We start from the raw sequence: 21272 nt of genomic DNA on the forward strand, positions 1-21272 counted from the left end.
AGGACATGATGACCACGCTTCACGACCGTTCCGTCAGTACCATCGACGGCGACCTATCGGTCTGGCCTGCGTCCAGCGTCGAGCCGCGGCCGGGCGAACTGGCAGTCGGCGGCGTGCCGCTCGCCGAGATCGCCGACCGCTTCGGCACACCGGTCTACGTCCTCGACGAGGCCGAGGTCCGCGACCGCTGCCGTACCTATCGCAACGCCTTCCCCGACACCGAGATCCTCTACGCGGCCAAGGCGTTCCTGTGCCGCGCAATGGTCCACTGGATGGACGAGGAGGGCCTCGGGCTCGACGTCTGCTCGGCCGGCGAACTGGAACTGGCCGACATGAGCGGGTTCCCGCCCGAGCGGATCGTGCTGCACGGCAACGCCAAGTCCCCGCGCGACCTGGAATCGGCGCTGCGCCTCGGCGTGGGCCGCATCGTCATCGACAGCCCGTCGGAGATCGCCAGGCTGGCCGCCGCCGTCGGACCACAGGGCCACCAGAAGGTCATGGTCCGTGTCGTGCCCGGCATCAGTGCCGGCGGCCACGAGAAGATCCGCACCGGCATCGAGGACCAGAAGTTCGGCCTCAGCATCTCCGACGGGTACGCCCAGCACGCGATCGCCCGGATACCGGACCGGCCGCAGCTCGAACTCACCGGCCTGCACTGCCACTTGGGCTCGCAGATCACCAGCGTCAAGCCGTATCTGGCCGCCGTGCGACGCATCGTGGGTCTCATGGCCCGGCTGCACGCGCAGCACGGTCTCGTCCTGCCCGAGCTCGATCTCGGTGGCGGCCACGGCATCGCCTACCGCTCCGGTGAGCAGGCGCTGGATCCGACCACCCTGGCCCGCAAGGTCCGTGCCGAGCTCACCGAGGCGTGCGCGGCGGCCGGGCCGGCCGTTCCCCACCTGATCATCGAACCGGGGCGGGCCATCGCCGGACCCGCGGGCGTCGCCCTCTACCGCGTGCTCGTCGTCAAGCGCACCGGCGGTCGCACCTACGTCGCCGTCGACGGCGGCATGAGCGACAACCCGCGCCCGGTCCTGTACGGAGCGCACTACGCGCTCCGGCTCATCGGCCGCCACACCACCGCCGACCGGGCGCCGGTCACCGTCGTCGCCGGCACTGCGAGGCCGGCGACGTACTCGCCGCCGACGTCGAACTCCCCGCGGACGTACGCCCCGGGGATCTGCTCGCCGTCCCCGTCGCCGGCGCCTACCACCTCTCCATGGCCTCCGGCTACAACCTGGTCGGCCGCCCACCCGTCACAGCGGTGCGCGCCGGTCACGCCCGGCTCCTCGTACGCCGGGAGTCCCTGGACGACATCCGCAGCCGCGACGTGGGCCTCCAGGACACCTCCTGGGCGTGACGGTCCGGTCTCCCGACCCTGCTCCACCCGGCGCTGCTGACGTGGCCGTCATGTCCAACGAGCCGCCCGGCCTGCGGGCATCGCATGAGGACCGCGACCGCGTCGTGGCCGGACGCTCGGCGAGTTGGCCGAGCTCACCACTGATCTGCCGCTCACGCCCGCGATGAAGGGCAAGGACCTCCTCGTCGTCGAACAACACGGCGGCAAGTACCTACGCGACGGACGCTGGTCGGTACCCGCGCGCATCGAGCTGCGCACTCAACTGTGCCGGGTCACCTTCGACTTCAGCCACGCGATGACCACCTCGGACGTCCTTCGGATCGAGACGGACATGGCCCACGGCAAGCTGGTTCTCGTCGGCTCGTCCGACATCCTGATCGACACCGACGGGCTCAACCTCACGTACTCCAAGCTGAAGCTCCGCTCCAAGAAATCCGTTGACGATCCGCGTCTCGCATCGAACTCGCCGGAACGCTCGTGCATGCGAAGGTCATCGAGAAGCGGCGGTGACGTGCCCGTCGGTGTCCGGTGCGTCGCGAAGATTCAGATGTCCCGCCTGGGATCGCACAGCACCATCACCGCGCGGGCGACCAGTTCGCCCGCGCCGCCGAGTTCCCTCCGGTAGCGGCCCGTTATGCCTCGTACTGTCTCCGCGAAGGCCGGATCGGCGGCGCGCGCCGGGGGCGGGAGTTCCCGGGCCATCGCACGGCGGCGGGCGAGGAGCGCGATGATCTCGTCGTCGAGGCGCTCGATCTGGTCGAGTGACACGTCCGTCGTCAGGCCGGCCGCGTGGTTCGTCATCAGAAGGATCTCCGTTTCGCCGGCGGGAACCGGATCGCGGCTCCCGTCCGTCCTCATCGCAGTTGGTCCTTCATCACCTTGCCCGCCGCGACGAGCGGCAACTCCTCACCGAACCCCACGGATCGGGGCCGGCCGCTCAGGCCGCTTCGTCGACGCTCGGCTGCGCCATCGCCGCGGGGTCTGCGATACGGCGGGGCAGCAGCAGCGGGGTCGCCAGGACGAGGACGCCGGCGACGGCGATCGCCGCGCGGGGGCCGGTCAGGCCGGCCAGCAGACCCCACAGGGCGGTCATCGCGGCGGTCGTCGCCTTGGTGGTGACCGACCAGGCGGAGAGCGTGCGCGCCACCCGGCCCGTGTCCGTCTGCCGCAGCCGAATGGTGGAGTACACCGGGTTGAAGACGGCACAGGACACGATCACACCCAGCTCCACGACCATGACGAGCACCAGCCCCGGAGTGCCGCGCCCCACGAAGGCGAGGCCGATCGGCCAACACGCGCGCAGCGTCCCCGATACGAGCAGCACCCGCCGCTCTCCGAACCGCGGCACGAGCCGGCGGGCCAGCCGCGAGCCGATCAGGCCACCGATGCTGGGGACGGAGAAGGCCAGGCCGTACTGCCACGCCGCGAAGCCGAGATCGCCGACCATCAGCACGGCGAGCAGCGGAAGCGACACCATGATCAGGGCGTTGTACAGCACCGTGTTGAAGAACAGCGGTCGCAGCGTCGGATGCGCCAGGATGTACCGCCATCCTTCGAGCAGGCTGCCGGCCGCCACCTGCCCCGGTGCCGAGGCCTGCCGTACGGGATGCGTCTCGGTCCCGCCGATCGCGCGGATCCCGACGGCCGACAGCAGGAAGCTCACCGCATTGGCCACCACGGTCATCACCGGTCCGAACAGGCCCATCGCGGCACCGCCGAGGGGCGGCCCCAGGATGGTCGCGGTCCACTGGGTCGCCTCGAACCGCGCGTTCGCGGCGAGCAGGTCCTTGGGCGGCAGCAGCGATTTGACGAATGCCCCGCTCGCCGCGGTGAAGCTGATGTCGGCAGCGCCGACGACGATCGACACAACCAGAAGTTGTACGAAGGTGAGCGCGCCGAGCGCGAACGCGACCGGAATGGTCAGCAGCACCCCACAGCGGACCAGATCCATGAACACCATCACGGGCCGCTTGCGACGGAACTCCATCCACGGCCCGAGCGGCGTCGCCACCACCGCCCCCACCGCGAGCCCGGCCGCCGACAGCACCGCCACCTCGGTCGCCCCGGCATGCAGCACGATCACCGCTATCAGCGAGAACGCGTCGAAGGCGAGCCATGTCCCGATCGCGCTGACGGCGTACGCCCCCCACAGCCATCCGAACTGCCGCCCCAACGCCTGCCCGCCCCGCATGCCCGCCTCCCCGTCCGCCCGAATCCCGACCGGCGACATCAAAGCCGGTCACGCGGCCCCGAGGCAAACAACCGACGCGCCGGTGGTCCGACAACCTGAAGTTGTAGGCCGACGGGCAGCAGGACGTTGTACAAAAGGGCGCGTGGACATCGACGCAGTGCGCACTTTCGTGGCCGTCGCGGACGCCGGACAGTTCCGGGAGGCCGCCCTCGGCCTGGACGTCACCCAGCAGGCCGTCTCCAAGAGGGTCGCCGCGCTGGAGAAGGACCTCGGCGCGCGGCTGTTCACCCGCACCGCCCGTGGCGCCCAGCTCACCGTCGACGGCCAGGTCTTCCTGCCCCATGCCCGCGAACTCCTGCAGGCCGAGGAGCGCGCCGCCGCCTCCGTACGGCCCGGCCGCCGTGCCCTGCGCGTCGACGTGATCGGCCGCAGGCTCGCCCCGGCCGACCTGATCCGGGACTTCCACCGCGCCCACCCCGACTCGTCCCTCGACGTCGTGACGCTCTTCGACGCCGACGCGGCGATCTCCGCGGTGCGCTCCGGCACCATCGACGCGTCCTTCCGCGCGCTCACCTTTCCCGCGCGGCAGCTGCCCGAGGGCATCGAGGCAGCCCGCGTCCACGACGAGCCCCTCGAACTCCTCACCGGTCCCCGGCACGCGCTCGCCTCGGCCCGCGCCGTCACCCCGGCCCAGCTGGCCGGGCACCGGATCTGGATGCCCGGCAACGTAGCGGGCACCGAATGGGCCGCCTACTACGACGACCTGGCCGCGGCCTTCGGCTTCACCATCGAGGTCACCGGCCCCGACTTCGGCACCGAACCGCTCCTCGACACCATCGCCGACTCCTCGCTGCTCGCCACCTTCGTCGGCGTACAGACCCGCATGGTCTGGCCGGCCGACCACGACCTGCGCCGCATCCCCGTGCGCGACCCGACGCCCGTCTACCCGCACTCGCTGATCTGGCGTGCCGACAACCCGCATCCGGCGCTGGCCTCGCTCCGCGCCCACCTCGGCACCGCCCGGCGGGACGCCGACACCTGGACCCCGAATTGGGCCCAGTGACGGCCTGAACCGGCCGCGGTCAGTCGAGGGTGTCCGGGTCGGGGCCGTGCGCAGCCCCCGGTCCAGGGCGGCGATCGCGGCCATCTCCTCGTCGCCGAGGGGGAAGTCGAAGACGCCGATGTTCTCGCGGATGCGGCGGGTGTGACGGACTTCGGGATCACCACGTTGCCGAGTTGGAGGTGCCGGCGCAGCACCACCTGCGCCGGCGACTTGCCGTACTGCTCGGCGATCTCCGTCAGCGCGGGCTCGGCCGGCACCGCGCCCTGCACCGGCGGACTCCAGGCCTCCGTGCACGGCGGGCAGTTCGCGCTGTTGGAGGCTGGGGTGCAGTTCGATCTGGTTGACGGTCGGCACCAGCGCGCCGCCCTCCAGCAGCCGGTGCAGATGGGAGGGCTCGAAGTTGGAGTACGAGGCACAGGTCGACGTACTCGAGGCCCAGCCTGGCCAGGCTTGCTTCGAAGGCGCGGAACGTGGCGTCGTACCCCTGGTCGGCGTTCCACAGCTCGGTGGTGACGAAGGGGTCCAGCCGGGGGATGCCGGGGGAGGTGAACGCGGCGCCGACGCCGGACTCGTTGCCGTAGACGGCGGCCGTGTCGATGCTCCGGTACCCGGCCTCCAGCGCGGCGCCGACCCGCGGCGGTGGTCTCGGCGTCGGGGACCTGGGAGACGCCGAAGCCGAGCTGGGGGCTCGACGCCGTCGTTGAGGGAGACGGCGACGGTGGGGGTGGTTGATCAGTGCCGTGCGGCGGCCGGGATGTGCTCGGCGGGTGCGGACGCGGCCACGACCCGGCCTGCCGGACGGGTGCGGCGGTCGAGGGAGGCCGCCAGGAAGGACAGGAGCAGCGCGCTGCCGGCCAGCAGGGCGCCGACCCAACTCGGTGCCGTGTAGCCGAGCCCGGCCGAGATGACGAGACCGCCGAGCCAGGCGGACAGCGCGTTGCCGAGGTTGAAGGCGCCGATGTTGGCGGCGGAGGCCAGCGTCGGGGCGGCCGAGGCCTGGTCGAGCACCCACTTCTGCAGCGGGGGCACGGAGGCGAAGCCCAGCGCACCGATCAGCGTCAGGGTGAGCGCGGCGAGAACCTTGTGGTGGGCGGTCGCCGTGAACAGCAGCAGCGCCAGGGACAGGGCACCGAGCGCGGTGAACAGCATGGGCATCAGGGCACGGTCGGCGAACCGGCCGCCCACCAGGTTGCCCAGGAACATCCCGGCCCCGAACAGCACCAGCAGCCAGGTCACCGCACCGGCCGAGTAACCGGCGACCTCGGTCATCATCGGCGTGATGTAGGTGATGGCGGCGAACACCCCGCCGAAGCCCAGGACCGTCATCGCCATCGCGATCCAGACCTGCACATTGCGGAAGGCGGCGAACTCGGTACGAATGGTGCCGGACTCCGGGCGGCCCGGTTCGGGCACCAGCTTCGCCACCCCGACGAGGCCCGCGATGCCGAGCGCGGCGACCGCGGTGAAGGTGACCCGCCATCCGGCGGCCTGGCCGATGTACGTGCCCAGCGGGACGCCCACGACGTTGGCGACGGTCAGGCCCGTGAACATCAGGGAGATCGCGGACGCCTTCTTCTCCGGCGCGACCAGACCGGCCGCGACCACGGAGCCGATGCCGAAGAACGCACCGTGCGCGAGGGAGGCGATCACCCGGCCGGCGAGCATCACGCCGAAGGTGGGGGCGAACGCGGACAGGGTGTTGCCCACCACGAACAGGCCCATGAGGAACATGAGCATCTTCTTGCGGGAGACCTTGGTGCCCAGGACCGTCAGCAGGGGCGCGCCGAAGACGACGCCCAGGGCGTAGCCGGAGACGAGCCAGCCGGCGGTGGGGATGGAGACGCCGAACTCACCCGCGACCTCGGGCAGCACGCCCATGATCACGAATTCCGTGGTGCCGATCCCGAAGGCCCCGATGGCCAGGGCCAGGAGGGCGAGAGGCATGGGAACTACCTTCCAGGCGATTGCATATAACGCTTACAGGCGTCAACAATAGTTGCAGACGCGCTATAAAGGCAACCGCATCGAATCGCCGGGGCGGGTAGCAGGTGCCTGCAAGTATTTGGCCAAGCGAAAACCCCCGCAGCACGACTCCGGCGGCGGGGGTCTCGGTGTCAGGCAGGAACGCGAAGCGTCTCTACGGCTTGGACCAGCGGGGCGAGCTCCGGGTTCTGGGCGGCCGCGTCCAGGGCCTCGCGCAGGGCCGCCTCGTTGGTCGGGCGGGCCTCCTCCAGGAGCCGGAGGCCGGCCTCGGTGACGTTGGTGTAGATGCCGCGCCGGTCGGTGGGGCACAGGTAGCGGGTCAGCAGCCCGCGGTCCTCCAGGCGCGTGACCAGCCGGGTCGTGGCGCTCTGGCTGAGGACCACCGCATCGGCGACCTGCTTCATCTGGAGGTGTCCGCCCTCCCCGTCGTGCTGTCGGCTCAGCACGTCCAACAGGGAGTACTCGCGCACGCTCAGATCGTGCCGGGTCTGCAGGGCGCGCTCGATGTGGGCCTCGATCCTGCCGTGCAACAGCGACAGGGCGGACCAGCTCGACGCGAGCGCCGTGAGCGCCGGATCGGTCGCGGTCATGGGCTGGGTCCTCCGTCCCGAAGTGCCTGCGGCCCAGGATAGGGCATCTGTGAAATTTCCATCGAGCGCTGGTAAGGCGCGTATGCAAGCGGTGTCGGGTCGCGGCCGCGAGCATCCGCCTGGTACACCCATGGCATGGCAGACGAGGAATCCGGTCGTTTCGTGGCGGGCCAGACGGCGCTCGTCGTGCCCGTCCCCGAGGCGGAAGCGGTGGTCCGGCCCTGGCGGGACCGCTTCGACCCGGCGGCCCGAGCCGGTGTCCCCGCCCACGTCACCGTAGTCTTCCCGTTCCTGCCCGCGTCCCTCGTGGACGCCGGGACCTGCGCCGCCCTGGACGAGATCTTCGGGCAGCACCGCTCCTTCGAGGTGCGGTTCGAGAAATCCGGACGGTTTCCCGGGGTGCTCTACCTCGCGCCCACCCCCGACGCTCCGTTCCGCGGGCTCACCGATGCCGTCGTCGAGCGCTGGCCGGAAGCCCCGCCGTACGGCGGGAAGTACGACCCCCACCCGCACCTCACGGTCGCCCAGGGCCAGGACGAGGCCGTACTGGACGTGATCGAGGCCGGCCTGCGCCCCGGCCTCCCCTTCACCGCGCGCGTGCCCACGGTCGACCTCGTGGCGTACGACGGCACCGGCTGGCTGCACCGGGCGTCGTTCGCCCTCCGGTAGCAGCCCGGGACCCGCGCCCTCGTCGCCCGAAACCCCTTGGCCGCCGCACCGGCCTCGCCGACCGGACCCCCGACCGGCCGCACCGGCGGCCGACCCCTCCGGAAAGCGAACGCCATGCCCGGCCCCCGACCCACGACAACCCTGTGGCACCCCACCGGCCCCAAGGAGCCGGACCTGGTCCGTGAGCTGGAGTGGCGCGCCCGGCTGCCGCGGCTTCCCGAACAGCCGATCTTCTACCCGGTGCTCAACGAGGATTACGCCGTCAAGATCGCGCGGGGTCAGAGCCGGTGTCCAGTGTGGCAGTCGGCGGTGGGATTGTCCTGGAGCTGTGGGTGTCGGCTGTGGGGTTCGACGGGTTCAACGCCCGTGTCGTCGGTGGGGTCCGGGTGGTCCGCGGGTTCTGGTGAATCCCCGTGCGGGGAGGGTTTACGGTCTCGCCAAGTGCCGCATCGTCAGGGCCAGTTGCAGCCTGAGACGGCCGTGCGGGGTGCGCAGTGGCCAGCCGAGCAGGTGCTCGGCCTGGGTCAGGCGGTCCTGCAGCGTGGAGTGGTGCACGTTGATCTCGGCGGCCGCGGCGCGCTGGCTCGTCGTGGCGGCTACGGCGTGCAGCGTGGCCAGCAGCCCGGGCAGCGCGCCCGCCGCCGCTTCCAGGGCGCGCACGTCGGGCGGCGGCTCGGCGCCCGGTACGACGAGATCCGCGAGCAGCGCGATGCCGCCCAGCTCGTCGGCGTACACCACCCGCGGGCCGGGATCCCGTGACGTGCCGTCGGCCGTGAACCGCAGGGCCGTGCGCGCCGCCGCCCAGGAGCCCGGCAGGTCGAGCGCGGGTACGGCGGGCCCCACGCCGAGGCGACCGGCGGGCAGCTCGGCGTCGCTGGGGCGGACTCCGGCCCGGGCCACCAGAATGCGGGGCGGGCCGTCACCGGAGGCAAGGGCGCGGATCCGTACGGCCGGGTCGGCGGGGTCGATGCCGAGGCGGCGGGCCGCGTGCAGCCGGGCTGGCTCGGGGACCGTGGCGTCGAGCAGCGTCTCGATCAGCGCCGGATCGTCGGCGGGGGAGGTCGGGGCGCGGCCCCGGGTGCGGTCAAGGACCAGCCGTATCGCACCGGCGGCCCGCTCCAGGATCACCGCGTCGACGACGCTCGGTCCGGAATCCGCCCGCTCCAGCCAGAGGGCCGGGGCGCCGCCGGGCTCCAGCGCCGCGCTCGGCCAGTCCGGCTCCGGCGGCGCTTCGGTGTCCTTGCGGGTGCCGTCGGGCTCGACCCGCACCCGCACACGCCGGCCGGCATCGACGAGCCGCGCGGGACATCCGGCCAGCACGGCCGCCCCGCGCACCAGCGCCTCCAGACCGGCCCTGGTCTCGGCCAGCCGGTCGAAGTAGGCGATGACCCGCACGGCGGCACCGGCATCCGGATCCAGCGCGGTCAGGCGCCCTGCCAGCTCTTTCATACCGGCCATCATGCGCCATGGCGCACTCCATGAGGAGCGCCCGCGTCATCCCGGCAGCACCGCTTGAGCGGCGCGACCGGACTCCGGTGCCGATCCATGCCGGTGCGCCCGCCGCCGGATACACGCGGCGCACCCCGCCGCACTGGAGCGGCTGGGCAGCGGCCGGTCCCTGCCCCGAGGAGCTGACGTCGGCGATGATCGACATCTCCTGGCGCTCGGGAGCGCCGTCGACCGGCGGCGCCAGCCTGGGGGTGGCCCAAGGACCACCCGGCAAGCCCGCCATCGAGGGCGACTGCCCGGTCGACCGCGAACTGCTCCTGGGAGCCGCGAACTGCTAGGGCCGCCCTACTCTGCCGGTGCCAGCCAGTCTCGCCGTTCGACGAGCCCCTGCGGCCGGTCCTGCTCCATCCGGCCGGCGAGACCGTGGTCCTGGGCGCGCCCGTGACCCCGACAAGTTCGCCCGACTCCGCGATCCGACCCGCGCCGACCTGTGCGGGTCCGCCGCGCGGGGTTTCGCTTCGATCATGCGTCCAGGACGCGCCTGTCACTCCCGGCCGACCAGCCCGGCTCCGCGACCCGACGTGCGCCGTCCTGCTGCGCGAGTCCACCAGGCGAGGTTGCGCGTCCAGGACGCGCTCACCGCTCCGGGCCAACTGGCCAGAGGGGCTCGACTCCTCGCCCACCCGCGCTGCCCGCCGCACGAGATCGCCGGAGGGGGTTTCGCCTCCCCACCGCACGGACCGGCACGGTCGTCGTGTCCGTGCCCTTCGCGAGCCGACAGTGCAGTGTGCTGCGCGAGGCCGACCCTCGCCAGCAGTCGGCGGGACCGCGAATACCCCTTGCACGGCACGCCCCCGGCCAGGCCTGCGACTGCCCGGAAACCGTGCCGGAGCGGCGGTCGAGGAACCTCCGGCCGCCGCCCGCACCTCCGTTACTGCGCCAGCAACCGCCGCAACCAGTCCAGATGGGCCGCACGTGCCGCCTGGGACAGCGCTGCCTGGGGGGCGAAGCCGTCGAAGCCGTGGAAGCCGCCCGGCCAGACATGCAGCTCGGCCACTCCGCCGGCCTGCCAGATCCGGGAGGCGTAGGCCACGGTCTCGTCGCGGAAGGTCTCCGCGGAACCGACGTCCAGGAAGGCCGGAGGCAGGCCCGACAGGTCCTCGGCGCGGGCGGGCGCGGCGTAGGGCGGCACGTCCGGGCCGCCGCGCTCCTCGCCCAGCAGCGCCGTCCAGCCGGTCTCGTTGGCGGTCCGGTCCCAGACGCCGAGGCCCGCCATCTGGTACGTGGACGGGCTGTCGTTGCGGTCGTCCAGCATCGGGCACATCAGCACCTGGCCCAGCGGGCGCGGCCCCTTGCGGTCCCGGGTCAGCAGGGCCAGCGCCGCACTCAGCCCGCCGCCCGCGCTGGCACCCGCGATCACGATCCGCTCCGGGTCCGCTCCGAGTTCCTCGGCGTGTTCCGCCGTCCACAGCAGACCGGCGTACACGTCCTCGATCTGCGCCGGATACGGATCCTCCGGCGCCAGCCGGTACTCCACCGACACCACGACCGCGTCCAGCTGCTGCGCCCACGCCAGGGGTACGTCAACCCCCACCCGGTTGTTGCCGATGATCAGGCCGCCGCCGTGGACGTGGTAGACGACGGGCCGCGGACCGGCGGCCTGCGGGGCGGCGGGACGGCAGATCAGCAGGGAGATGTCGGGCGCGTTCTCGGGGCCGGGCACGGTACGGTCCTCGACCTCGAAGAACCCGCCCGCGGTCAGGTCGAGCTGGGCGAGCATCTCGATGCCCGGGCCCTGGCGCACCAGGTCGATCTCGTCGAGGGTGAGACCGGGGGTGACCACGTCCTTGATCAGCTCGAGTGCTGCGGCAAGTTCGGGATCGAACGGGGGCGGGACCAGGGTCATGGCTGTCTCCTCACGCACGGCGCGGCGGCTCTGGCCGACATGATTCACGCACCGGCCGCCGTACGGACCGCCGCCGTCCGGCGGAACCTGCCCGCCGAACGGCGGGTGGCCGCCCGACACCCGCACAGGACCTCTTGTTCATAATCGGCGCGCTGCTGAAGAAGCTGGTCCACCTCAGCTACGGCCTGTCGAGCATCCTCGGCTTCATCGGCGTCAAGCTGGTGCTGCACGCCCTGCACGAGTCAGGGGTCCACGTCCCGGAGATCAGCATCCCCTTCTCGCTGGGCTTCATCGTCCTCGTCCTGGCGGTCACGACGATCACCAGCCTGCGGGCCTCGAAGAAGCAGGAGCTGCAGGCGGCGCGGGAGCAGCCGGACGCGGCGGAAGCAGGCGGCGCCGGCTGACCAGGGCGGGCGCAATCCGTCGCGGTCGGCCCCGCGCAACCGAGGGGGCGCGGGCTGTTCTGTCTGCGGCTCCGCCGCGATGGGGGGCGCCCGGCCGCAACGGGAGCCGCAGACGACCGACGGCAGGTTGCCGCATGGGCACGGGCCCCGGCCAGACGCCCGCTTGACTTCGAGAGCGCTCGAAGTTCTAGCGTCACTGGAGACGGCAAGGGTCCGGGCGGACGGAGACGGTCATGCGGGTGGGCGTACACATCAACCGGTTCAACCACAGTGGCGGAGGGCCCGCCCTCGGCGCCGAACTCGCCGCGACGGGCGCCGCGGCCGAGGCGGCCGGGATCAGCCGGCTGTCGGTCATGGACCACTACTTCCAGATGGAGTTCAACGGCGGTGCCCAGGACCCCATGCTGGAGGCCTACACGACTCTCGGCTATCTCGCGGGCCACACCTCCACCGTTCAGCTGGGTGCGCTGGTGACCGGCGTGACCTACCGGCACCCCGGACTGCTCGCCAAGATCGCCACCACGCTTGACGTGCTGTCCGGCGGCCGTGCCACCCTCGGCATCGGGGCGGCCTGGTACGACCGCGAGCACGAGGGTCTCGGCGTACCGTTCCCGCCGCTCGCCGAGCGCTTCGAACGGCTTGAGGAAACCCTGCGGATCTGTCTGCAGATGTGGGACCCGCAGGCCAACGGCCCCTTCAAGGGCAAGTACTACGAACTGGCCGAGACCCTGTGCGTACCGGCACCGGTCAGCAGCCCCCACCCCGAGATCATGATCGGCGGTGGGGGCGAGAAGAAGACCCTGCGCCTGGTCGCCCGGTACGGCGATGCCTGCAACCTGTTCGCGACCTCGCCGGAGGAGGTCCGCCGCAAGCTCGACGTGCTGCGCGGGCACTGCGAGGCAGAGGGGCGTGACTACGACCGGATCCGCAAGACGGTCGCCTACATGGGCGAGTCCGCCACGGCCGGCGACCTCGACGCCTTCACGCGGGACATCTCCGGCTACACCAAGCTCGGCCTGGACACCGTGATCCTCGTGCCGCGTCTCGGGGAGCCCGCGGCGTGGATCGAGACCTTCGCCGCCCCGGCCGTTCAGCGGCTGGCCGGGCTGGAGTGAGGCTCCGCGGGACCACTGCGCGAGACGACGCGCATCCCGCAGCCGTCGACCACCCGGACCTGCAGCGAGCCGCAGCCGCAACGCGTCCACTCCGTGCGGCCCGCCGCGGTGCTGTGCCGCGACACCACCTGGAAGGGCTCGGCGCCGTCCGGCCAACCGCAGTGCGGGCAGCGTGCGCCGGTCGTGCTGATCATGGCAACTCCTCGTACGTCCTGACTGGTGGACCGTCGCGACACAGTCAGGGTGCAGCGCAGCATCCGTACACGTCCAGGTTGACTTTGTGGACCCGACCTTGAAGCCTGGGCTTCATGATTGACCTGCGTCGGCTGCACGTCCTGCGGGCGGTCGCCCACTACGGCACGGTCACCGCGGCCGCACGCGCCCTGCACTTCACCACGTCCGCGGCCTCCCAGCAGATCCGCCAGCTCGCCCGTGATCTCGGCGTCGATCTGCTCGAACCGCAGGGCCGAGGGGTGCGGCTCACCCCGGCCGCCGAGAGCCTGCTCGCGCATGCGGACGCGATCCAGGCCCGCTGGGAACAGGCCGAGCTCGACCTGCGCGCCGAACACGCCCCCGCCGGGCCGCTGCGGGTGAGCGGGTTCCCGGTGGCCGTCTCGGTGTTGCTGGCCCCGATGGCGGTCCGGCTGCACGAGCGCCATCCGCGGCTGTCCGTGCGCATCCAGGAGGCCGGCGTCCCCGGCAGCTTCGACCTGCTCTTCGAGGGGGAGACCGACCTGGCCGTCGTCGAGGCCACCCCGCACAACCCGCCCCTGAGCGACGCCCGCTTCGACCAGCAGCCGCTCCTGGACGACCCGTTCGACCTCGTCGTTCCCGAGGACCACCCGCTGGCCGGGCGCGAGCGCGTGGACCTGGCTGACGCGGCGCACGAGGAGTGGATCGCCCCGGTGGCGGACAGCCCCTGCCGCCCGCATGTGCTGTCCGCCTGCGGGGAAGCAGGGTTCAGCCCGGACATCGTCCATCACGCGCTGGACTGGAACGTCACGGCCCACCTGGTCGCGAGCCGCCTCGGCGTCGCACTGATCCCGCGGCTGGCCCAGCTGACCGGGCACCTGCCGATCACCCGCGTGCGCTGCACCGGAAACCCGCACCGCAAGTTGCTCACCTGCACCCGCCGGGGCGCCCGGGAACGGCCCGCGGTCGCGGCCGCGCTGCGGGAACTGCGCGCATTGGCACCGAAGGCGGTCGCCTGACTCCCGGACGTCAGATTGCACATCACCCGCGTGCGCTGCACCGGAAACCCGCACCGCAAGTTGCTCACCTGCACCCGCCGGGGCGCCCGGGAGCGGCCCGCGGTCGCGGCCGCGCTGCGGGAACTGCGCGCATTGGCACCGAAGGCGGTCGCCTGACCCCCGGACGTCCCATGCAAAGGGGCCGGAGCTGATGCGCTCCGGCCCTTCGGGGTGCTGCTGCAGGTTGTGCCTGCTCAGGCGGCAGCGGCCTCGTCCGCGTGGCCGTGGATGCGGGCGATGACCTCGGTCAGCTGCGCGGCGACCTCGGCGTCGTCGGCCGGGTGGGTCTCGGCGAAGCGGACCACGGAGCCGGGGATGGAGAGCTTGACGTCCTCCAGCACCTTGCCGCCGGCGATGCCCACGGCCTTGCGGGTCTCGTCCTGCGCCCACACGCCACCGAACTGGCCGAAGGCGGTGCCGACCACGGCGACCGGCTTGCCGCCGAAGGCGCCGGCGCCGTAGGGGCGGGACAGCCAGTCGATGGCGTTCTTCAGGACGGCCGGGATGGTGCCGTTGTACTCGGGGGAGAAGAACAGGAAGGCGTCGGCGGCCTGCGCGGCCTCGCGGAGCTTCGCGGCGGCGGCCGGGACGCTGCCCTCGACGTCGATGTCCTCGTTGTAGAAGGGGATCTCGGCCAGGCCCTCGAACAGCACGACGTCCGCGCCCTCGGGGGCGAGCTTGACGGCCGCCTCGGCGAGCTGGCGGTTGTGCGAACCGGCGCGGAGGCTGCCGACGAGCGCAAGGATGCGAACAGACATGGGGTACTCCAGGGGGATGCTGAAACATTGCCGTTACGATCCGGACCGAGGTCCGTTTATTGTGTAGCACCCTAACCGGACCGCGGTCCAGTTTTGTTCCCGATGCTTTACGCTGTCTTCATGTCCGCCACGCTGCCGCCCTTTCCGAGGCCTCAGGAGCCTGCCGGCGAGCCCGAGTTGCTGCAGCTCAGCTCCGCCGGGGACGATCCGTGCCTGCGCGCCGACGCCGCCCGCAACCGGGCCCGGCTGCTGGAGGCGGCCACCCGGCTGATCGCGGAGCACGGGGCGGCCGGGGTCACCATGGAGGCGGTCGCCGCGGCGGCCAACGTGGGCAAGGGGACCGTCTTCCGCCGCTTCGGCGACCGTACCGGGCTGCTGACGGCGCTGCTGGACCATTCGTCGAGGAAGCTGCAGGCCGACTTCCTCGGCGGACCGCCGCCGCTGGGCCCCGGGGCGCCGGCGATCGAGCGGCTGCGCGCGTTCGGCGTGGCCGTGCTGTATCGCTCGGTCGAGCAGCTGGACCTGCAACTGGCCGCCCAGCCGGAACCCACCCGTCGCTTCGCCCACCCCTCGCTCCGGGCGCTGCACACACATGTCACGATGCTGCTGCGGCAGATAGCGCCGGACGCCGACTGCGAACTTCTCGCCCAGACCCTGATGGGCTATCTCGACCCCGCCTTGATCCACCATCTGACCAAGCAGTGCGGCATGCCCCTGGAGCGCCTGGAGAAGGGCTGGCTCGACCTCGTCGACCGCGTCACCGGCAGCCGCCCGCCCTGCTGAGCCCCGCTCGGCCGCGGTCGGCGACGCCCCGCCTGTGGTCTCGGCCACAGGTTCTGCAAAGATGCCGTACGTCATGGTGCAGATACCGAAAACGCCCGCGTCCTCGTCGCCCGCACCGCGCTCCGTGCCCACGAGCGCCGATGTGGCCCGCCTGGCCGGCGTCTCGCGCGCGACCGTCTCCTACGTCCTCAACAACGCCAGCGCCGTACGTATCAGCGAGCCCACGCGCCGCCGTGTCCACGAGGCCGCCAAGGAACTCGGGTACGTGCCGCACGCGGCCGCCCGCAGCCTGCGCGCCGGGCACAGCCGCATGGTCCTGATGCCCGCGCCGAGTTTCCCGGTCGGCCCCCTCTACAGCCAGTTCATCAGCGAGCTGCAGTGGGCGCTGGGCCGCCTGGACTACACGGTCGTGCAGTACGGCTCCGTCGGCGTGCACGGCGACGAGGCCGCCCGCGCCTGGGCCGAGCTGCGCCCGGTCGCTGTCCTGGTGCCCGGCCCCGGCTCCCTCACCCCGCAGGGCGTGACCGTGCTCAAGCGCTCCGGCGCCCGGGCCGTCGTCACCCTCGGCCCCGACTCCGTCGACGGCGCCCACGCCCTGCTGATGGACCACGAGGCCGTCGGCCACTGCGCCGGCAGCCATCTCTTCGACCGCGGCCGGCGCCGCATCGGCGTCGTCGTACCCGAGGAAGAGGGCCTGGAGTCCTTCTCCCTGCCCCGCCTCGCCGGCGTGCGCCGCGCCCTGCACGGCACGGACGCCACCGTCACCGAACTGCCCCTCGGCTACGAGGAGGAATCCGCCGCGCGCCTCGCAGCCCGCTGGCGCGCACTCGACCTCGACGCCGTGTTCGCGTACAACGACGAGTACGCGATGCTGCTGATGCGTGCCCTGCAGGACGCGGGGGTGCGCATCCCGGAGGACACGGCCGTGATCGGCGCCGACGACCTCATGCTCGGCCGGCTGCTCAGGCCCCGGCTGAGCACGGTCCACATCGAGCTGCCGTCCGGCCGCGACCTCGCCGAACTGGTCGACCGCGCGGTCCGCAACCCGGGCGCCGCGCCCGAGACGCACAAGGTGCTGGGGGCCACGGTGGTCCACCGCGACTCCAGCTGAACCTCCGGGAGGCGCCCATGCGCACGACCGTCGGCATCATCGGCGGCGGCCCCGCCGGGCTGCTCCTGGCCCGGCTGCTGCACCGCACGGGTATCGACTGCGTCGTCCTGGAGGCCAGGAACCGCGAGTACGTCGAGCACCGTCAGCGCGCCGGCATGCTGGAACAGGGCACCGTCGACGCCCTGCGCGAGGCCGGTGCCGCCGCGCGCCTGAACGCCGAGGGCCTGGTCCACCAGGGCATCGAGCTGCGCTTCGACCGCGAACGCCACCACATCGACTTCCCGGCCCTCACCGGCGGCCGCACCGTCACCATCTACGCCCAGACCGAGATCGTCAAAGACCTCGTCGCCCTCCAACTGGCCGAAGGGCCACCCCTGTTGTTCGAGGCGGAGGCCCTCGCGATCGAGAAGCCGGAGAGCTCCTCGCCCGTCGTACGCTTCCTGCACGAGGGCCGCGAACAGACGCTGACCTGCGACTGGGTGATCGGCTGCGACGGCTTCCACGGCATCTCCCGCGACACCTTCCCCGCCGCGAGCAGCCGCTCGTACGCGCACGACTACCCGTACTCCTGGCTCGGGATCCTCGCCGACGTGGCACCCTCCTGCGACGAGCTGATCTACGCGCGCGGCGAGAGCGGCTTCGCCCTGCACAGCATGCGCTCCCCGCACCTGTCCCGCCTCTACCTCCAGGTTCCGAACCACGCCGACCCCGACGACTGGCCCGACGAGCGCATCTGGGACGAGCTCGCAGCCCGCTTCGCCGTCGACGCCGACTGGACCCTGCACCGCGGCCCCATCACCGCCAAGTCCGTCACGTCGATGCGCAGCTACGTCCACGAACCCATGCGCCACGGCCGGCTGCTGCTGGCCGGCGACGCCGCCCACATCGTGCCGCCGACCGGGGCCAAGGGCCTCAACCTCGCCGTCTCCGACGTCCGCGTCCTCGCCCGCGCCTTCGCCGAGTGGCACCGCAGCGGATCCGAGCAACTCCTCGACACCTATTCGGAGATCTGCCTCGAACGGGTGTGGCAAGCCACGCGCTTCTCCTACGACATGACTAAGATGTTGCATGCTCAACCAGATGGGGATGCGTTCGAGAACCGCCTGCAGGTGACACGTCTGCGCCGGATCGCCGCATCCCGCCACGCGGCCGCCGAACTGGCCGCCAACTACACGGGACTTCCGCTGATGGCCTGAGTCCCGCCGGTGACGAAACGGAGAGCCGTCATGCCGCTGCTCGACCCGAAGACCTGGCAGCCCCGACCCCTGTCGGGACCGGAGTACGCCGTGACGGAGCCCGCCACCGGGGACAGCCTCGCGACCGTCACCCTCGCCTCGGCCGCGGACGTCGGCCCGGCCGCCGAGGCCGCCGGCGCCGCCCAGACCGAGTGGGCCCGCGTCCCGCACTTCGTCCGCGCCGGCGTGCTGCGCAAGGCCGGCGACCTGTTCGCCGCGCACGCCGACGAGCTGCGCGAATGGCTCGTCCGCGAGTCCGGCTCCATCCCCGGCAAGGCCGAGTTCGAGCTGCACGTCGCCGCCCAGGAGTGCTACGAGGCCGCCGCCCTCGCCTCCCGCCCGGCCGGACAGATCCTGCCCAGCGAGGCACCCCGGCTGTCGTACACGCGACGCATCCCGGTCGGCGTGGTCGGCGTGATCTCCCCCTTCAACGCCCCGCTGATCCTCTCGATCCGCTCGGTCGCCCCGGCTCTCGCGCTCGGCAACGCGGTCGTCCTCAAGCCGGACCCGCGCACGGCGGTCTGCGGCGGGCTCTCCCTCGCCGCGGTCTTCGCCGAGGCCGGCCTGCCCGAGAACCTGCTGCACGTCCTGCCGGGCGGCCCGGACGTCGGCCAGGCCCTGGTCGCCGACCCGAAGGTGCCCGTCATCTCCTTCACCGGCTCCACGGCAGCGGGCCGCGCGGTCGGCGAGGCGGGCGGCCGCCACCTCAAGCGCGTCCACCTGGAACTCGGCGGCAACTCCGCCATGGTCGTCCTCGAGGACGCCGACCTGGACGCGGTGATCTCCACGGCCGCCTGGGGCTCGTTCTTCCACCAGGGCCAGATCTGCATGACGACCGGCCGCCACCTGGTGCACCAGTCGCTCTACGAGGAGTACGTCGAGCGCCTCGCCGCCAAGGCCGACTCCCTCGCCGTCGGCGACCCGCACCGCGAGCAGGTCCACCTCGGCCCCATCATCGACGACGCCCAGCTGACCAAGGTGCACGGCCTGGTCGAGGCCAGCACCTCCCGCGGCGCCAAACTGGCCGCGGGCGGAACCCACGACCGCCTCTTCTACCGTCCGACGGTCCTCGCGGGCGTCGACGACCAGAGCCCCGCCTACGCCGAGGAGGTCTTCGGCCCGGTCGCGCCCGTACGGTCCTTCGCCACCGCCGACGAGGCGGCAGCCCTGGCATCGGCCGGGGAGTACGGCCTGTCCCTGGGCATCGTCACCCGCGACGCGGCCCGCGGCCTCGACCTCGCCGAACGCATCCCGACCGGCATCGTCCACATCAACGACCAGACGGTCAACGACGAGGCCGTGGCCCCCTTCGGAGGCATCGCCGCCTCCGGCACCGGCGCCCGCTTCGGCGGCGAGGCCAATCTGGAGGCCTTCACCGACGTGCGCTGGACGACGGTGCGCGGTGACGTGGCGCCGTACCCCTTCTAGAGAGGGCTACCGGCCCACAGAGGGCTACTGGCCGTTCTGCTCGGCCTGCGCCTGCTGCTCCGCGACCGCCTTGCGGACCTCGTCCATGTCCAGCTTGCGGGCCTGGCCGATGACGTCCGTCAAGGCGGCCTCGGGCAGCGCTCCCGGCTGCGCGAACACCGCGACCTGGTCGCGGACGATCATCAGCGTCGGGATCGACTGGATACCGAAGGCCGCGGCCAGCTCCGGCTGCGCCTCGGTGTCGATCTTGCCGAACACCAGGTCCGGGTTGTCCTCGGCCGCCTTCTCGTAGACCGGCGCGAACTGACGGCACGGCCCGCACCACGACGCCCAGAAGTCGATCAGGACGAAGTCGTTGTCCGTGACCGTCTGGTCGAAGTTCTCCTTGGTGAGCTCCACGGTGCTGCTCATGACCTGAAATCCCTCTTCCTGCTGTCGGGCGAAGCCGTCGGCACAACACGGCCGGCCGGTCACGTATTCCGCGCCCCTACCCGTGTGGCCTGAGCGCACACCACCCACCAGACTGACCCCATGACGGAAACGGAAACCATCGCGTACGACGTCGTGGTGCTCGGGGCCGGGCCCGTGGGGGAGAACGTCGCCGACCGCACCCGCGCGGCCGGCCTGTCCACCGCGGTCGTGGAGAGCGAGCTGGTCGGCGGCGAGTGCTCGTACTGGGCCTGCATCCCCAGCAAGGCCATGCTGCGCCCGGTCATCGCCCGCGCGGACGCCCGCCGCGTGCCCGGTCTGCGCCAGTCGGTGCAGGGCCCCCTCGATGCCGCCGCGGTCCTCGCCCACCGAAACTACTACACCTCTGACTGGCACGACGAAGGCGCCGCCGGCTGGCTGGACGGCATCGGCGCCGACCTCCACCGCGGCCACGGCCGCCTGACCGGCCCGCGCACGGTGACCGTCACCGGTTCCGAGGGCGGGCAGAAGGTGCTCACCGCCCGGCACGCCGTCGCCGTCTGCACCGGTACCGACGCCGTCCTGCCCGACCTGCCGGGCCTGGCCGAGGTCAAGCCGTGGACCAGCAGGAACGCCACCAGCGCGCAGGAGGTGCCCGGCCGGCTGGTCGTGGTCGGCGGGGGAGTGGTCGCCGCCGAGATGGCCACCGCCTGGCAGGCCCTCGGCTCCCAGGTCACCGTCCTGGTCCGCGGCAAGGGCCTGCTCAACCGCATGGAACCCTTCGCCGGCGAGCTGGTCGCCGAGGCCCTCACCGAGGCCGGCGCGGACGTGCGCACCGGCACCTCGGTCGAGTCGGTCACCCGCGAGAACGGCACGGTCGTGGTCGTCACCGACCAGGGCGACCGCATCGAGGCCGACGAGATCCTCTTCGCCACCGGCCGCCGTCCGAAAACCGCCGACATCGGACTGGACAGCGTCGGCCTGGAGCCGGGCGGCTGGCTCCCGGTCGACGACAGCCTGCGCGTGACCGGCACCGACTGGCTCTACGCGGTCGGCGACGTCAACCACCGCGCCCTCCTCACCCACCAGGGCAAGTACCAGGCCCGCATCGCGGGCGCCGCCATCGCCGCCCGCGCCTCCGGCGTCCCGATCCTGGAGTCGGACCCCTGGGGCGCCCACGCCGCCACCGCCGACCACCACGCCGTACCCCAGGTCGTCTTCACCGACCCGGAGGCGGCCGCCGTCGGCCTCTCTCTCGCCGAGGCGGAACAGGCCGGCCACCGGGTGCGGGCCGTGGACGTCGAGATGACCTCCGCATCCGGTGCCGGTCTGTACGCCGACGGCTACCGCGGCCGCGCGCGCATGGTCGTGGACCTGAACGAGGAGATCCTGCGCGGAGTCACCTTCGTCGGCCCCGGAGTCGGCGAACTCATCCACTCGGCGACCATCGCGGTCGCCGGCCGGGTCCCGATCAGCAGGCTCTGGCACGCGGTGCCGTCGTTCCCGACGATCAGCGAGGTGTGGCTGCGGCTGCTGGAGGCGTACCGCGACAACTGACCACACGGGAAG

General features: G+C 72.2%; 21 protein-coding genes and 4 pseudogenes. 15 read left to right on the top strand and 10 right to left on the bottom strand.

Annotation, left to right across the window (positions count from 1 at the left end; all coding sequences use genetic code 11):
* The first annotated feature begins 8 nt into the window (after positions 1–8).
* Together lysA and ABD355_RS16390 are read left to right on the top strand one after the other, a co-directional pair.
* Positions 9–1360 (top strand): annotated as a pseudogene (gene lysA / locus ABD355_RS16385) (diaminopimelate decarboxylase).
* Positions 1361–1484: 124 nt separating this feature from the next.
* On the top strand, positions 1485–1985 hold the full coding sequence (locus tag ABD355_RS16390) for a hypothetical protein (protein ID WP_344401037.1): 501 nt from the start codon (positions 1485–1487) through the stop codon (positions 1983–1985).
* Here the strand turns inward: ABD355_RS16390 and ABD355_RS16395 are convergent.
* Both ABD355_RS16395 and ABD355_RS16400 read right to left on the bottom strand, forming a co-directional pair.
* The gene (locus ABD355_RS16395; RefSeq protein WP_344401039.1) at positions 1904–2218 is read right to left on the bottom strand and encodes a hypothetical protein; all 315 of its coding nucleotides are present in this window, start codon (positions 2216–2218) and stop codon (positions 1904–1906) included. The two genes, ABD355_RS16390 and ABD355_RS16395, sit on opposite strands and share 82 nt — an antisense overlap.
* A gap of 79 nt (positions 2219–2297) precedes the next feature.
* Positions 2298–3551, bottom strand: coding sequence for an MFS transporter (locus ABD355_RS16400; protein ID WP_344401041.1), 1254 nt, complete (start codon positions 3549–3551; stop codon positions 2298–2300).
* 142 nt (positions 3552–3693) lie between these two features.
* Here ABD355_RS16400 and ABD355_RS16405 point away from each other — a divergent pair, with 142 nt between their 5' ends.
* Entirely contained in the window at positions 3694–4614 is a 921-nt protein-coding gene (locus ABD355_RS16405; RefSeq protein WP_344401043.1) for a LysR family transcriptional regulator, read from the top strand.
* A 19-nt stretch (positions 4615–4633) separates the two neighbouring features.
* On the opposite strand, the pseudogene ABD355_RS16410 reads toward ABD355_RS16405, so the two are convergent.
* The 3 genes and pseudogenes from ABD355_RS16410 to ABD355_RS16420 form a co-directional block, all read right to left on the bottom strand.
* Positions 4634–5346 (bottom strand): annotated as a pseudogene (locus tag ABD355_RS16410) (aldo/keto reductase); the annotation flags it as partial.
* Entirely contained in the window at positions 5347–6558 is a 1212-nt protein-coding gene (locus ABD355_RS16415) for an MFS transporter (protein WP_344401044.1), read from the bottom strand.
* A gap of 170 nt (positions 6559–6728) precedes the next feature.
* Entirely contained in the window at positions 6729–7187 is a 459-nt protein-coding gene (locus ABD355_RS16420) for a MarR family winged helix-turn-helix transcriptional regulator (protein ID WP_344401045.1), read from the bottom strand.
* A 135-nt stretch (positions 7188–7322) separates the two neighbouring features.
* Here ABD355_RS16420 and ABD355_RS16425 point away from each other — a divergent pair, with 135 nt between their 5' ends.
* Both ABD355_RS16425 and ABD355_RS16430 read left to right on the top strand, forming a co-directional pair.
* Complete coding sequence (locus ABD355_RS16425) at positions 7323–7856, top strand: 2'-5' RNA ligase family protein (RefSeq protein ID WP_344401046.1); 534 nt, start codon at positions 7323–7325, stop codon at positions 7854–7856.
* A 114-nt stretch (positions 7857–7970) separates the two neighbouring features.
* Positions 7971–8263: pseudogene (locus ABD355_RS16430) on the top strand (hypothetical protein).
* 19 nt (positions 8264–8282) lie between these two features.
* Here ABD355_RS16430 and ABD355_RS16435 read toward each other — a convergent pair.
* Positions 8283–9305, bottom strand: a complete 1023-nt coding sequence (locus ABD355_RS16435) for a helix-turn-helix domain-containing protein (protein WP_344401047.1) — start codon at positions 9303–9305, stop codon at positions 8283–8285.
* 29 nt (positions 9306–9334) lie between these two features.
* Between ABD355_RS16435 and ABD355_RS16440 the strand changes: the two genes are divergently transcribed.
* Entirely contained in the window at positions 9335–9643 is a 309-nt protein-coding gene (locus tag ABD355_RS16440; protein ID WP_344401048.1) for a hypothetical protein, read from the top strand.
* A 593-nt stretch (positions 9644–10236) separates the two neighbouring features.
* On the opposite strand, the gene ABD355_RS16445 is transcribed toward ABD355_RS16440, so the two are convergent.
* Complete coding sequence (locus ABD355_RS16445) at positions 10237–11211, bottom strand: alpha/beta hydrolase (RefSeq protein ID WP_344401050.1); 975 nt, start codon at positions 11209–11211, stop codon at positions 10237–10239.
* 125 nt (positions 11212–11336) lie between these two features.
* Between ABD355_RS16445 and ABD355_RS16450 the strand changes: the two are divergent.
* Together ABD355_RS16450 and ABD355_RS16455 are read left to right on the top strand one after the other, a co-directional pair.
* Positions 11337–11615 (top strand): annotated as a pseudogene (locus ABD355_RS16450) (TerC family protein); the annotation flags it as partial.
* Between the two features lie 233 nt (positions 11616–11848).
* Entirely contained in the window at positions 11849–12730 is an 882-nt protein-coding gene (locus ABD355_RS16455; RefSeq protein ID WP_344401051.1) for an LLM class F420-dependent oxidoreductase, read from the top strand.
* On the opposite strand, the gene ABD355_RS16460 is transcribed toward ABD355_RS16455, so the two are convergent.
* Positions 12706–12924, bottom strand: coding sequence for a hypothetical protein (locus ABD355_RS16460; RefSeq protein WP_344401052.1), 219 nt, complete (start codon positions 12922–12924; stop codon positions 12706–12708). The two genes, ABD355_RS16455 and ABD355_RS16460, sit on opposite strands and share 25 nt — an antisense overlap.
* A gap of 114 nt (positions 12925–13038) precedes the next feature.
* Here ABD355_RS16460 and ABD355_RS16465 point away from each other — a divergent pair, with 114 nt between their 5' ends.
* Together ABD355_RS16465 and ABD355_RS16470 are read left to right on the top strand one after the other, a co-directional pair.
* A complete protein-coding gene (locus ABD355_RS16465; protein ID WP_344401053.1) occupies positions 13039–13941 on the top strand; it encodes a LysR family transcriptional regulator in 903 nt (300 codons plus the stop codon).
* Between the two features lie 15 nt (positions 13942–13956).
* The gene (locus ABD355_RS16470; protein WP_344401054.1) at positions 13957–14097 is read left to right on the top strand and encodes a hypothetical protein; all 141 of its coding nucleotides are present in this window, start codon (positions 13957–13959) and stop codon (positions 14095–14097) included.
* Positions 14098–14174: 77 nt separating this feature from the next.
* Here the strand turns inward: ABD355_RS16470 and ABD355_RS16475 are convergent, their stop codons facing one another.
* Positions 14175–14738, bottom strand: coding sequence for an NAD(P)H-dependent oxidoreductase (locus ABD355_RS16475; protein WP_344401055.1), 564 nt, complete (start codon positions 14736–14738; stop codon positions 14175–14177).
* 102 nt (positions 14739–14840) lie between these two features.
* Here ABD355_RS16475 and ABD355_RS16480 point away from each other — a divergent pair, with 102 nt between their 5' ends.
* The 4 genes from ABD355_RS16480 to ABD355_RS16495 all read left to right on the top strand — a co-directional run bounded on the left by ABD355_RS16480 (position 14841) and on the right by ABD355_RS16495 (position 19295).
* Entirely contained in the window at positions 14841–15521 is a 681-nt protein-coding gene (locus ABD355_RS16480) for a TetR/AcrR family transcriptional regulator (protein WP_344401056.1), read from the top strand.
* 61 nt (positions 15522–15582) lie between these two features.
* Positions 15583–16632 (top strand): LacI family DNA-binding transcriptional regulator, encoded by a 1050-nt coding sequence (locus ABD355_RS16485; RefSeq protein WP_344401057.1) that lies wholly within the window; start codon positions 15583–15585, stop codon positions 16630–16632.
* A gap of 17 nt (positions 16633–16649) precedes the next feature.
* Entirely contained in the window at positions 16650–17828 is a 1179-nt protein-coding gene (locus tag ABD355_RS16490; RefSeq protein ID WP_344401059.1) for a 4-hydroxybenzoate 3-monooxygenase, read from the top strand.
* Between the two features lie 30 nt (positions 17829–17858).
* A complete protein-coding gene (locus tag ABD355_RS16495) occupies positions 17859–19295 on the top strand; it encodes a benzaldehyde dehydrogenase (RefSeq protein WP_344401060.1) in 1437 nt (478 codons plus the stop codon).
* Positions 19296–19319: 24 nt separating this feature from the next.
* On the opposite strand, the gene trxA is transcribed toward ABD355_RS16495, so the two are convergent.
* The gene (trxA, locus tag ABD355_RS16500; protein ID WP_099933232.1) at positions 19320–19706 is read right to left on the bottom strand and encodes a thioredoxin; all 387 of its coding nucleotides are present in this window, start codon (positions 19704–19706) and stop codon (positions 19320–19322) included.
* Between the two features lie 120 nt (positions 19707–19826).
* Between trxA and ABD355_RS16505 the strand changes: the two genes are divergently transcribed.
* Positions 19827–21260: a dihydrolipoyl dehydrogenase family protein gene (locus ABD355_RS16505; RefSeq protein ID WP_344401062.1), complete on the top strand. Its 1434-nt coding sequence runs from the start codon at positions 19827–19829 to the stop codon at positions 21258–21260.
* Positions 21261–21272: the final 12 nt, after the last annotated feature.

Source organism: Streptomyces longisporus (genome assembly GCF_039532765.1).
GTDB lineage: Bacteria > Actinomycetota > Actinomycetes > Streptomycetales > Streptomycetaceae > Streptomyces > Streptomyces longisporus.